An 11,731-nucleotide genomic window follows, 5' to 3' on the forward strand; every position below is an offset into this window, starting at 1 on the left:
TATCAGTGGCCGAGCGATTTGTTCGCCTGCGCGGCCGCCGCGTTCAACGCGTCAGCCGGCTTCGCCTTGCCGAGGTAGATCGCCTGCATCCCATCGGTCACGGCCTTCGCGGTGTCTTCCCAGCCCGTGATGGTCGGCGCGAAGTGAGCGGTCGGCAGCAGCGCGACGAATGCCTTGGTGTCCGGATCGTTGAATGCCGGGTCGGCCGCTTCCGCCTTCGTGGTCGGCAGGAAGCCTTCGGTCGTCGTGAATTCGACGCGCGGTTCCTTCGTGAACAGATAGTCGAGGAACTTCCACGCGGTCTTCTTCACCTTCGAGTTCTTGAACATCACGATCGAATCGGTGACCGCATAGGTGGCGTGCGTCGTGCCCATCGGCACCGGATCGATGCCGTATTTCAGGTTCGGCGCTTCCTTCTTGATCTGCTTGGCGAGGAACGGTGCCGAGATCACCATCGCGACGCGGCCCTGCTTGAACAGGTTCTGCACGTCTTCGCGGCTATAGCCGGTCACGCCCGGTTGCGTCAGGCCTTCGTCGATCATCTGCTTGTACATCGTCGCGGCTTTCACGCCGGCCGGCGAGTTGAACGCGGCCTTGCCGTCCTTGCCGACCACGTCGCCGCCCTGGGTCCACAACGCGTAGTAATAGTAGACGTCGGTTTCGATTTCCTTGCCTTGCAGACCGAAGCCGGCAATGCCCTGAGCCTTCAGTTTCTTCGACGCGTCCATCACGTCGTTCCACGTCTTCGGGCCGTCCGGATAGCCGACTTTCGCGAGCAGATCCTTGTTGTAGTACAGCGCGCGAGCGGAAGCGGCGATCGGCAAGCCATAGGTCTTGCCGTTAATCTGACCGGGCGCGAGGAACGGGCCGATGAAGCGCCCCTTGAAGCTCGCGTCCATGTAGCCGTCGAGCGGCTCGGCGACATCGTCCTTCACGAAGTCGAGCAGCCAGCGCGTGCCGACGATCGCGAGGTCGGCGTTGGCGCCGCCGGAGATATCCGTTTGCAGCTTCTGTTGCAGCGTGTCCCAGTTCACGTCTTCGATCTTGATCGTCGTGCCGGGGTTGGCCTTCTCGAAGTTGCGGGCCATTTTTTCGAAGTAGGGCGCGGTGGCGTCGCTGTAGTGAGCGACGGTCACGCGCACCGTCTCGGCATGGGCCGACACGGCGATACCTGCAAACGCGAGCGCCACGGCGACTTTGCCTAGCGCGAGGGAAGCACGGGCATGCAACGACATTTCTCTCTCTCCTGTGGGTGGTTTGCCGCCGTCGCCGGCCGCCTTGGGTTGATTGTTTGAAAAAATCCTACATGACGCAAAATCGCTTGTCACGTAGGGTCTGCGATATTTCTTCTCGGCGAGTTTTGTGCATAAGATGCTGTAAAACATGGGGTATTCTGCATCGTGCGGTCACGTGAAAACCCACTCTTCGGGATTTTCGAGATTTGGTGATCGTCAGTTTTGTAGGAAATTTACAGGCCGGAGAGCCGGTCAGCCGCACGCGAGGTAAGCGGGGTGGGCGTTGCGGGCCGGATGGCGGCGCGGGCGTGCCAGCAACGCAGGTGGGCGGCGACCACGCGCTCAAGCGCGAAGCAGGCAATCACCGGCAGGCGGATTAGCGAGGCTCAGATGAATCGTGTGGTGTTGGTAACGGGTGCGTGCGGCGGCATCGGCAGCGTGTTATGCAAACGCTTCGTGGACGAGGGCGACACCGTGCTCGCGCTCGACATCGATGCGGCGGCATTGCAGACGTTGAGCGCGCAACTGGGCGCGGCGCAGGTCACGCCGATTGCGGTCGATCTCGGCGATGCCGCCGCGGTGCAGCAGGCGGTGGCCGCCGCGGTTGCCGCGCGCGGGCCGGTCGACGTGCTGGTCGCGAACGCGGGCGCGGCCTTTGCGACGACGCTCGCAACCACCGACGCCGCCAGCTGGCAGCGCGACATCCATCTGAACCTGAACGGCACGTATCACACGGTGGAAGCGGTGCGTGCGTCGATGATCGAACGGCAGCGCGGTGCGCTGGTGCTGATCGGTTCGGTGAACGGGCTCGCCGCGCTCGGGCATCCCGCGTATAGCGCGGCGAAGGCCGGACTGATCAGCTATACGAAGGCGCTCGCGATCGAGTTGGGCCGCTACGGCATTCGCGCGAACATCGTGTGTCCGGGCACCGTGAAGACGCAGGCGTGGCAGGCGCGCGTCGACAAGAACCCGCAGGTGTTCGAGGATCTGAAGAAGTGGTACCCGTTGCGCGACTTTGCGACGCCCGACGATATCGCCGACGCGGTGCTGTTTCTCGCATCGCCGATGGCGCGCGTGATTACCGGCGTCGCACTGCCGGTGGACGGCGGCCTGATGGCTGGCAATCGTCTGATGGCGCAGGAGCTGACGCTCGAATCGTTCTGAGCCGCAACGCGCACGATGACGCCAACAACGCCAGCAGCAAGCGCAACACAACACGCAGCAAACACAATGCAATGAGGACAGCATGGCAGCAGTGCAACTGAGCGGCATCTTCAAACGCTATGGCGACACGCAGGTCGTGCACGGCATCGATCTCGACATCGACGACGGCGAGTTCGTCGTGCTGGTCGGCCCGTCGGGCTGCGGCAAGAGCACGCTGATGCGGATGGTGGCCGGGCTCGAGGAAATCAGCGGCGGCGATCTGATGATCGGCGGCACGCGCGCGAATACGCTCGCGCCGCAGCAGCGCAATATCTCGATGGTGTTCCAGAGTTACGCGTTGTATCCGCATCTATCGGTCTACGAGAACATCGCGTTCGGTCCGCGCATTCGCAAGGAAGCATCGTCGAGCTTCAAGCCGCGTATCGATGCCGCCGCGAAGATGCTGAACCTCAGCGGCTATCTGGACCGGCTGCCGCGCGCGCTGTCGGGCGGCCAGCGGCAACGCGTCGCGATGGGCCGCGCGGTGGTGCGCGAACCGTCGCTGTTCCTGTTCGATGAGCCGCTGTCGAATCTCGACGCGAAGCTGCGCGTGCAGATGCGCACTGAAATCAAGGCGCTGCATCAACGTCTGAAGAATACGGTGATCTACGTTACGCACGATCAGATCGAGGCGATGACGATGGCCGATCGCATCGTCGTGATGAACGCGGGGCGTATCGAGCAGATCGGCCGGCCGCTCGAACTGTACGACCGTCCGGCGAATCTGTTCGTCGCGAGCTTCCTCGGTTCGCCGTCGATGAATTTCGCCGAAGGCGCGATCGTCAATCGCACGCAAGGCCAGGGCCTCGCGCTCAAGCTCGCGGACGGCAGCGAGATCGCGCTCGAACGCGCGCCCGCGTCGGCGGCGCCCGGTGCGAAGGTCACGCTCGGCGTGCGTCCCGAACATGTCGAGGTCACCACGCAGATACCGGATGCCGCGCTCGACGTCGAAGTGATCGAGCCGACTGGCGCCGAGACACATTTGTACGGGAAAATAGGCGGTTCCACGTGGTGCGTGACCACGCGCGAGCGCTCGAAGATCGAGCCTGGTCAGCGTGTCGCGCTGCGTTTGCCGGCCGAACACATTCATCTATTCGATACGGAGAGTGGACGCAGGCTGGTCTGAACCGCGTGTTGGCGCTCGTAGCCTCTTCGAACGATCGAGCCGATCGAAATCCGAACAGGCTGCGAGCGACGCGGATTCCCTATGTAAACAGGCCCTAAGGAATACCGGGTGTCCGCACCGAACTTGATTCCCCATATCCGCAGCGCGCTGACCAGTTTGCGGCCCGCCGAACGCAAGGTCGCCGACATGGTGCTCGCCGACGTCGACTTCGCGATGCGCGCGAGCATCACCGAACTCGCGCAGCGCGCTGACGTGTCGGAGCCTTCCGTCACGCGTTTTTGCCGCGCGATCGGCGCGCATGGTTTGCGCGACTTCAAGATGCAGCTTGCGCAGAGCGTCGCGGGCGGATTGCCGTATGCGTCGACCGCGGTCGCACGCGACGACGACATGCAGACGCTGATGGACAAGGTCGGCGAGGCTGCCGTCGACGGCATTACGCATGCGCGCGGCGCGCTCGATCCGGCAGTGGTCGAGAGCGCGATTGCGGCGCTGTCCAGCGCGCGGCGAGTGTTTTTCTTCGGCGTGGGGTCGGGTTCGGGTCTCGTCGCGCAGGATGCCGCATTGCGTTTTCTGCGCATCGATATCGCGGCGGCCGCTTTCACCGATGGTCATTTGCAACGGCTTTACGCGGGCCTGATGGAGCCCGGCGACGTGGCGTTCGCGATCTCGCATTCAGGGCGCAGCGTCGAAGTGAACGAGAGCATGCAGATCGCGAAGGAGCGCGGCGCGACGACGATTGCGCTGACCAATGTCGGCTCGCGGCTCGCGTGGCTCGTCGATATTCCGTTGCTGCTGCGCGTGCCGAGTCCCGTCGATCCGAATACGCCGGGCGTGTCGCGGCTCGTGCATCTGTGCATCATGGATGCGCTCGCGATCGGCGTCGCGTTGAAGGCCGGGCCGCGGACGTTGGAGAAGATGCGGCATGCGAAGGCGCGGCTTGCATCGCATGAGCCGGAAGGGGCTGGCGGCTAGCGGCCGCGTCACGTCGCGTTCGAAACTTCAAACCGCTGAAACATCAGAAAAGCGCTTACGTGTCGCTGTTTTCTGCGACGCTCGCCGCCGCGATCCAGCCGAATCGCCGCGACAATCTCGACGTCGCCGAACGCAATGTCAGCGCGGGTTGCCCTGACAGCTCGCAATCGAAACTGCCGCTGGGCCCCATCAACGCGAGCACGACGCAGATGCTGCCGGTGTGATCCAGCACGGGCGCGGCGAGTGTGTTGATGCCGGGAATCGGTTTGCTCAAAGCGGTATCGATGCCGTCCGCGCGAATCTGCGCGAGCCGTTGCGCGTAAGCGTTTTTGCGCGCGGCGATATCGGCGGTAGCGGCTCCCGCGAGACGCAGATGATCCTGCGCGAGCAGACCCGCGCGTACATCGTCTGCAACGTAGGCGGCGAACACACGGCCAATCGCCGTATTGACGAGCGACATCACGGTGCCGACGCGCAGACTCACATGCAAGGGCCGCGGCGATTCTTCCAGGCGCACCACGGTCGGTCCGAGCGGACCGAGCACCGCCATCGCGACACTCATGCCGGTCGACGCCGCGAGGTCGATCACTTCGGGCTCGGCCTCGCGCGTCGGCGATAGACGCTGCAAGCCGATCAAACCCAGTTCGAGCGCGAGCGGGCCGGCTTCGAAGCAGCCGGACGCATCGCGGCTCAGCAGGCCGATCTTCAGCAGACTCACCAGATGCGGGAACGCCTTCGCGGGCGGCATGCCGGCGGCGGCCGCGAGATCGCGCAGGTTCAGCGGACGCGCGGCGGCGACGAGCGCCGTCAGCAGTTCGCCGGTGTTGTCGAGCGATTGAATGCCGCGCTGCGGTTTCGTATCGGCGGAATCGGAGGGGAGCTTGGCGGAGTCGGTCACGATCAGAGACGCGTTACAGGGAGGGTGCAAGCACGGCGGTGGCGACCGCGAGTTCGGCCGCGATGTCGCGCGTCGTGTTCAACAGCGCGCGGGCAGTCTTGCCGTCGGGATCGACATCGATCGCGCCGGTGGATCCGATCACCGTCAGCGCGAGCGCGAGGCGTCCTTCGCTATCGAGCACCGGCGCGCTCAGACTGCTGATACCGGGGCTCGGCGCATCGACGCTGCTTTCGAGCCCGCGCGCGCGGATGCGCGTGAGCGTCGTATCGAAGGCCGCGCGTTCGGCGGGCGGTGTCATCGCGATGCCGGCGTCGCCCGACTGATTGGCCCACATCGCGTCGAGCACGTCATCGGGCAGATACGCGCAAAACACGCGCCCCGTCGATGTCGCCGGCAACGACATCACGGTGCCGACATGCAGATTCACGTGCAGAGGAAATCCCGCATGTTCATAGCGGACGATGGTCGGTCCTTGCGGCCCGGCAATGCAGATCGCGACGCTAAAGCCGATCGCCTCGGCGAGCGCCGCGACGCGCGGCACGGCGGCGCGAAACGCCGGCTGGCTTTCGAGGCGCAGCAAACCGAGCCGCAGCGCAAGCGGCCCCGGCTCGTAGCGGCCCGACAGTTCGTCGCGCTTGATCAGGCCCAGGCGGCTCAGGCTTACCAGATACGCGTGCGCTTGTCCGGGCGCGAGTTGCGCGGCGCTCGCGAGATCGGATAGCGCGAGCGGGGCGCGCGCAGCAGCAAGCACGAGCAGTACACGGCCGCTGACCTCGACGCTCTGGATGCCGCGTTGGGGTTTGGTGGGTTCGGTGGCGGGGGTGCTGTTGCCAATGCCGTTCGCGCCTTTGCCTTTGGCGGCACGTGCAACCGCAGTGGTGCCCGCGTCTGCTGTCGATTTCATCGCTTTGCTCACACCCGCAATCGCCCGTAAAAAGCGGTCCATGTTAATCGAATGATCACGTCTGCTCCAAGCCGTTGCCAACCAGGGGCCGCAACTGTCCTGACGCCAGGCACTGACATCACGTCCCCTCAAGCGTTGTTCTGACTTGACGCACGCTCCGCGCCAGCTTCGAAGCTTCGCGTTTCGCCATCAGTCCGTGGGCGGTTTCGCTGGTGCCCAGTCGACTGGATATTGCAGCGAGATCTGTAAGCGGTCGCGCAACTCGGGATGTACGGATGCCTGGTTAAGAACAGCCATGCCACCAATTTGCCGCAACGTTTCATCGGTAAGCGGAGCCGTTGGGTCATCGGAGCCAAGTGGCAAATTCATGACCGATCCGCGCGCGATCTGCCGATCTATCGCGCCTTTGATTTCGTCCCGGTGCACAGTACACAACTGGACTTGCTGCGTTTCCTCGTTATAAAAAATCACGGTGGCGCGGAGGCGCTTTGTCATGTCATAAACCTCTGCATTGCTGGTAATTCTTGAATGCCGTCTGTTTGCACATCGCATACGCACGGGGATCTTGAGTCATCGCTCGAACGAAATTACATTGATCCAGATCGAATTCGTATTGAGCAAAACAGTCTGCCTCATCTCTTTCGCTGACGCCACGCGCGGCCAGATCCTGCAGGTCATCGCTTACCGTATCCGGCGTGTACTCAAACGGTTGCGCGTCGGCCAGAGGCGTAGCAAGCGGTGTCGCGATGGTGCCATCGGGTAGCACATCGCCCGGTTTTGCAAACCATATCGCGATGCCATCGTCGGCTGGGAGCTTCGGCAATGCGCGCGCGGACGGTCTGAACGCACGTGCGACGCTGGCTGATTTCGCAGCGCCGCGAAATAACTGCGAAGGGCTGAAGGTAATCGACCGTGTTCGTGGTTCGTCGCCACTCCTTTTGCCTCCCGATGAGACCCGGCGCACCTCGGCGACCGCAAACACATCGCGACGGTCTATCGCTCGTTTCAGCGCGCGAATCAGACTATCCGCGGTTGCGTCCAACGGGTAATGCACACAGCGTCGAAGAAAGTCGCGTAAGCGCGCCAACTGCGCATCATCCAGTGCTAACGCGAAGGGACTGATAGCGCTGATCGTCTTTCGGCCAAACGACTCGGTTGGCGCATCCGAGGGAAATCGTTGTTGATATTCGCTGAGCGAGTAAAGCGTGCAACGTTCGCCAGGTCCCGTTGCGAGATTAAACGACATATCGTCTCCGCGTTGAGTGACTTTGCCTGAGGCAAGTAAGCAGGTGCGGAAAAATTACATCGGAACCCGACGGAAAAACGTCAGAAACGGCAAAGATCATGTCTCGTCTGAAAATTTGCGTATAGCGATACTTTTCGCTATTGACAAATAAAACGAGACAGCCATACCATGCCTCTACCCCGACAACATCGGCGCAACAAGCGCGGCGATCCAATCGACAAACGGGGCGAGACAACCCTCCAATACCGCTTGCCCGCCGGACTTCCGGCCGATGCCGCAGGCCGTCTCGCCTCTCGTCCAACTTCTGACGGAGACAAGCATGGCAAAGGCATTTGCATCGCAGGCCGACCTCGAAGCGAAGAAAGTCACGTGGACCCAGCTGTCCGAGAACGCGTACGCGTACACCGCCGAGGGCGATCCGAACTCGGGCGTGATCATCGGTGACGACGGCGTGCTGATCGTCGACACGACCGCGACGCCGGCCATGGCGCAGGACCTGATCGCGAAGATCCGCAGCGTCACCGATAAACCGATCAAATACGTGGTGCTGTCGCACTACCACGCGGTGCGCGTGCTCGGCGCGTCCGCGTACTTCGACGAGGGCGCGCAGCAGATCATCGCGAGCCGCGGCACCTACGAGATGATCGTCGAGCGCGGCGAAGCGGATATGAAGTCGGAGATCGAGCGCTTTCCGCGCCTCTTCGCGGGCGTCGAAACGGTGCCCGGCCTCACGTGGCCGACGCTCGTGTTCGAAAAAGAAATCACGCTGTTTCTCGGCAAGCTCGAAGTGCGCATCGCGCACGTGGGCGCCGGTCATACGAAGGGCGACACGATCGTGTGGCTGCCGTCGCAGAAGGTGCTGTTTTCCGGCGATCTCGTCGAATACGAAGCGGCCTGCTATTGCGGCGACGCGCAGCTCGAACAGTGGCCCGCGACGCTCGAAGCACTGCGCGCGCTGAAGGCCGACAAGCTCGTGCCGGGCCGCGGTCCCGCGCTGCTTTCGCCCGCCGAAGTCGACAAAGGCCTCGATTACACGAAGGATTTCGTCACCACGCTGCTGCAGAGCGGCCGTGAAGCGGTCGCGCAAAAGCTCGATCTGAAGGCCGCGATGGCGCACACGCGCACCGCGATGGATCCGAAGTTTGGCCATGTGTTCATCTACGAACATTGCTTGCCGTTCGACGTGTCGCGCGCGTTCGACGAAGCGAGCGGCATTACGCATCCGCGTATCTGGACCGCGCAGCGCGACAAGGAGATGTGGGCCGCGCTGCAAGTCTGACGCAACGAGCAGTACCGGATGGAGACGCCGCGGCGCAGAACGCGGCGCGACGGAGACACGAGATGACCATCGACTACCAGGCGCTGTCGTTCGAATACCGGCCGTGCCGTGAACAGCAAACGCAGCGTGATACGCAGCAAGCGCAGCAAACGACGCAGCAAAGCCAGCAGACAGAAGCCGCGCCCTATCCGGTGATCGTGGTCGGCGCGGGCCCGGTGGGCCTCGCCACCGCGATCGATCTCGCGCAGCAGGGCGTGCCGGTCGTGCTCGTCGACGACGATTGCTCGCTATCCACCGGCTCGCGCGCGATCTGTTTCTCGAAGCGCTCGCTCGATATCTTCGATCGCCTCGGCTGCGGTCAGCGCATGGTGGACAAGGGCATCAGTTGGAACGTCGGCAAGGTGTTCCTGAAAAACGACCTCGTTTATACGTTCAATCTGCAGCCGGAAGCGGGGCATCACCGGCCGGCCTTCATCAATCTGCAGCAGTATTACGTCGAAGGCTTTCTGCTCGAACGCGCGCAGGAACTGCCGAATCTCGAGATCCGCTGGAAAAGCAAAGTGGTTGGTGTGCAGCAGAACGGCACGTCGGGCTCGAGCGCGAGTGGGGGCGATGCGAGCGTCACGCTGAGTGTCGAAACACCGGACGGCATCTATGCGCTGCGCGGCCGTTATGTGGTGGCCGCGGATGGCTCGCGCAGCCCGATCCGTAACATGATGGGTCTCGACAGCAAGGGCGTCACGTTTCGCGATCGCTTCCTGATCGCGGACGTCAAGATGGAAGCCGAGTTTCCGACCGAGCGCTGGTTCTGGTTCGACCCGCCGTTTCATCCGAATCAGTCGGTACTGTTGCATCGTCAACCGGATAACGTGTGGCGTATCGATTTCCAGCTCGGCTGGGATGCCGACCCGGTGCTCGAAAAAACACCTGAACGCGTGATCCCGCGCGTACGCGCATTGCTCGGCGCCGACGCGAAGTTCGAACTCGAATGGGTCAGCGTCTACACGTTTTCGTGTACGCGGATGGAGCGTTTCCGGCACGGCAACGTGCTGTTCGCGGGCGATTCTGCGCACGGCGTATCGCCGTTCGGCGCGCGCGGCGCGAATAGCGGCGTGCAGGATGCGGAAAACCTCGCGTGGAAACTGGCGATGGTGCTCGACGGCAGCGCGTCCGATGCATTGCTCGACACGTATGCGAGCGAACGCGAATTCGCTGCCGACGAAAACATCCGCAACTCGACGCGCTCGACTGGTTTCATCACGCCGAAGAGTCCGGTCAGCCGGGTGTTTCGCGATGCCGTGCTGAAGCTGTCGAGGCATCATCCGTTTGCGCGTCAGTTAGCCAATAGCGGGCGTCTGTCGGTGCCGGCGGTGTTGCGCGATTCGCCGCTCAATACGCCGGATTGCGATAGCTTCGACGGCGCGATGGTGCCGGGCGCGGCCTGCGTCGATGCCCCGGTGCAGATGGAAGGCCATCCGGCCTGGCTGCTGCGGCAACTCGGCGAGCAGTTCACCGGTGTGCTGTTCTGCGATGGCCGTGCTATCGACGAGGCCACCCGTACCGCGCTCAATGCGCTGCGCGCGGGGCCGATTCCGCTGAAGCTGATGGTCGTGGTGGACGGCGATGCGCCGGCCGATGCGTGCATGAACATGCGGGTCGCGCGCGATATCGAAGGTCTTGCCACCGCGCGCTATGACGCAAAGCCCGGCACGTTCTATCTGATCCGGCCGGATCAGCACGTCTGCGCGCGCTGGCGGAAACTCGACGCGGACGCGGTCGAGCATGCGATGAGGCGTGCGCTGTGTGCGGAAGGCGGGGCCGAGAACATCAGCGCGAATGTGAGCCCGAGCGCAAGCGCGGACGCGATGCCGGCAGCGCATTGACGAACGGGAAAGGAAACGAACATGGCACTGAACACGCAACCCAATCTGTTACGCGCCGACGATTTCTACGAAGCGCTGATCGACATGCATCGCGGTCTCGACGATGCACAAAGCCAGTCGGCCAACGCACAGCTGATTCTGCTATTAGCGAACCATATCGGCGATCACACGACGTTGCTCGAAGCGATGCGCTGCGCGCGCGAAGGGGCGATCGAGGGCTAGCGTGTGCGTGAGCGTCCGGACACGATTTGCACGGACGGCAATGCCACGACGTCGAGATCCGGTTCCAATGACATAGGCACGCACATAAGCACGCGTTTTCAGTGCATATACGTGACGCGCCGCGCGTGCACGTCGAGTTCAACGCCGGCGTCCAGCAGGTCGATCGCGAACCAGCGAAGCAGCTTTAGCACGCCGCTCACCGCGGGCGCCGGCAGCCACTCGCTGAGCATGCGCAACGCGGCGCCGCTATGGGTTTTCTGCAGCAGCGCGATCGTTTGCAGCATCACCGCTTCGTCCTTGCCGAGTTCGATCGCGCAACGGCAGCGCATGTCGAGCGGGCGATACGACACGTGCATTAGCGAGCGCATCAGCAGATCGAAATGCTCGATGCCGTCCTTGCGCAAGCCGGCGTCGCTCAGGATGTCGCGCCAGTGCAGGCTGCCACGCGCGGATTCGCAGGCCGGCCGCAGCCATGTGCGCACCGCACTGAGTACGGTGTGATCGGGCGCGTGGGCGGTGTCGGCCGGATGATCGTCGATCAGGTCGGGGCGGCTGCCGTGTTGTGAGCGGAAGTTCATCGTTGCTCCTGATGGGACACAGTCCGGAGGTGCGCCGGCCGGCGCATCACGCAAGCGACAAAGCGGCGGTGACGCAGCGCGGGCGCCGGCGTTCGGTGTGTTTCGGTTGGACTGCCATGCGATGAATCATGGAGCAAATCTCTTTCAAATGCAAATCATTCTCATTTGCGAGGTATTGGAAAATC

Annotated in this window: 12 protein-coding genes; 6 read left to right on the top strand and 6 right to left on the bottom strand. The window is 63.1% G+C overall.

Annotated elements, in window-relative coordinates; all coding sequences use genetic code 11:
- Positions 1-2: 2 nt before the first annotated feature.
- Positions 3-1,235 (bottom strand): ABC transporter substrate-binding protein, encoded by a 1,233-nt coding sequence (locus tag L0U82_RS20325; protein WP_233833922.1) that lies wholly within the window; start codon positions 1,233-1,235, stop codon positions 3-5.
- Between the two features lie 390 nt (positions 1,236-1,625).
- Here L0U82_RS20325 and L0U82_RS20330 point away from each other — a divergent pair, with 390 nt between their 5' ends.
- From L0U82_RS20330 to L0U82_RS20340, 3 genes are all read left to right on the top strand, one after another.
- Positions 1,626-2,399 (top strand): SDR family oxidoreductase, encoded by a 774-nt coding sequence (locus L0U82_RS20330; RefSeq protein WP_233833924.1) that lies wholly within the window; start codon positions 1,626-1,628, stop codon positions 2,397-2,399.
- 82 nt (positions 2,400-2,481) lie between these two features.
- Positions 2,482-3,564 carry an ABC transporter ATP-binding protein gene (locus tag L0U82_RS20335; RefSeq protein ID WP_233833925.1) on the top strand — a complete coding sequence of 361 codons (1,083 nt, stop codon included), beginning with the start codon at positions 2,482-2,484 and terminating at the stop codon, positions 3,562-3,564.
- Positions 3,565-3,672: 108 nt separating this feature from the next.
- Positions 3,673-4,536, top strand: coding sequence for a MurR/RpiR family transcriptional regulator (locus L0U82_RS20340; RefSeq protein WP_233833927.1), 864 nt, complete (start codon positions 3,673-3,675; stop codon positions 4,534-4,536).
- A gap of 55 nt (positions 4,537-4,591) precedes the next feature.
- Here the strand turns inward: L0U82_RS20340 and L0U82_RS20345 are convergent, their stop codons facing one another.
- The 4 genes from L0U82_RS20345 to L0U82_RS20360 form a co-directional block, all read right to left on the bottom strand.
- Positions 4,592-5,434, bottom strand: a complete 843-nt coding sequence (locus L0U82_RS20345; RefSeq protein ID WP_233833929.1) for an IclR family transcriptional regulator — start codon at positions 5,432-5,434, stop codon at positions 4,592-4,594.
- A gap of 13 nt (positions 5,435-5,447) precedes the next feature.
- A complete protein-coding gene (locus tag L0U82_RS20350; protein WP_233833930.1) occupies positions 5,448-6,338 on the bottom strand; it encodes an IclR family transcriptional regulator in 891 nt (296 codons plus the stop codon).
- 189 nt (positions 6,339-6,527) lie between these two features.
- A complete protein-coding gene (locus L0U82_RS20355; RefSeq protein WP_233833931.1) occupies positions 6,528-6,833 on the bottom strand; it encodes a hypothetical protein in 306 nt (101 codons plus the stop codon).
- A gap of 1 nt (position 6,834) precedes the next feature.
- Positions 6,835-7,584 carry a hypothetical protein gene (locus L0U82_RS20360; protein ID WP_233833933.1) on the bottom strand — a complete coding sequence of 250 codons (750 nt, stop codon included), beginning with the start codon at positions 7,582-7,584 and terminating at the stop codon, positions 6,835-6,837.
- Between the two features lie 319 nt (positions 7,585-7,903).
- On the opposite strand from L0U82_RS20360, the gene L0U82_RS20365 reads away from it, so the two are divergent.
- The 3 genes from L0U82_RS20365 to L0U82_RS20375 all read left to right on the top strand — a co-directional run bounded on the left by L0U82_RS20365 (position 7,904) and on the right by L0U82_RS20375 (position 10,968).
- Positions 7,904-8,863: an MBL fold metallo-hydrolase gene (locus tag L0U82_RS20365; protein WP_233833935.1), complete on the top strand. Its 960-nt coding sequence runs from the start codon at positions 7,904-7,906 to the stop codon at positions 8,861-8,863.
- 62 nt (positions 8,864-8,925) lie between these two features.
- Complete coding sequence (locus tag L0U82_RS20370; RefSeq protein WP_233833936.1) at positions 8,926-10,746, top strand: FAD-dependent oxidoreductase; 1,821 nt, start codon at positions 8,926-8,928, stop codon at positions 10,744-10,746.
- A 21-nt stretch (positions 10,747-10,767) separates the two neighbouring features.
- On the top strand, positions 10,768-10,968 hold the full coding sequence (locus L0U82_RS20375; protein ID WP_233833938.1) for a DUF2783 domain-containing protein: 201 nt from the start codon (positions 10,768-10,770) through the stop codon (positions 10,966-10,968).
- Between the two features lie 98 nt (positions 10,969-11,066).
- Here the strand turns inward: L0U82_RS20375 and L0U82_RS20380 are convergent, their stop codons facing one another.
- Positions 11,067-11,546 carry a hypothetical protein gene (locus L0U82_RS20380; protein WP_233833939.1) on the bottom strand — a complete coding sequence of 160 codons (480 nt, stop codon included), beginning with the start codon at positions 11,544-11,546 and terminating at the stop codon, positions 11,067-11,069.
- Between the last annotated feature and the right edge of the window lie 185 nt (positions 11,547-11,731).

The organism is Paraburkholderia sp. ZP32-5, assembly GCF_021390495.1.
GTDB lineage: Bacteria > Pseudomonadota > Gammaproteobacteria > Burkholderiales > Burkholderiaceae > Paraburkholderia.

What these genes read in the sequence shown, in the direction of transcription:
- L0U82_RS20325 (WP_233833922.1), bottom strand. Translation starts at nt 1,235, where the DNA reads ATGTCGTTGCATGCCCGTGCTTCCCTCGCGCTAGGCAAAGTCGCCGTG.
- L0U82_RS20330 (WP_233833924.1), top strand. Translation starts at nt 1,626, where the DNA reads ATGAATCGTGTGGTGTTGGTAACGGGTGCGTGCGGCGGCATCGGCAGC.
- L0U82_RS20335 (WP_233833925.1), top strand. Translation starts at nt 2,482, where the DNA reads ATGGCAGCAGTGCAACTGAGCGGCATCTTCAAACGCTATGGCGACACG.
- L0U82_RS20350 (WP_233833930.1), bottom strand. Translation starts at nt 6,338, where the DNA reads ATGAAATCGACAGCAGACGCGGGCACCACTGCGGTTGCACGTGCCGCC.
- L0U82_RS20355 (WP_233833931.1), bottom strand. Translation starts at nt 6,833, where the DNA reads ATGACAAAGCGCCTCCGCGCCACCGTGATTTTTTATAACGAGGAAACG.
- L0U82_RS20360 (WP_233833933.1), bottom strand. Translation starts at nt 7,584, where the DNA reads ATGTCGTTTAATCTCGCAACGGGACCTGGCGAACGTTGCACGCTTTAC.
- L0U82_RS20365 (WP_233833935.1), top strand. Translation starts at nt 7,904, where the DNA reads ATGGCAAAGGCATTTGCATCGCAGGCCGACCTCGAAGCGAAGAAAGTC.
- L0U82_RS20370 (WP_233833936.1), top strand. Translation starts at nt 8,926, where the DNA reads ATGACCATCGACTACCAGGCGCTGTCGTTCGAATACCGGCCGTGCCGT.
- L0U82_RS20375 (WP_233833938.1), top strand. Translation starts at nt 10,768, where the DNA reads ATGGCACTGAACACGCAACCCAATCTGTTACGCGCCGACGATTTCTAC.
- L0U82_RS20380 (WP_233833939.1), bottom strand. Translation starts at nt 11,546, where the DNA reads ATGAACTTCCGCTCACAACACGGCAGCCGCCCCGACCTGATCGACGAT.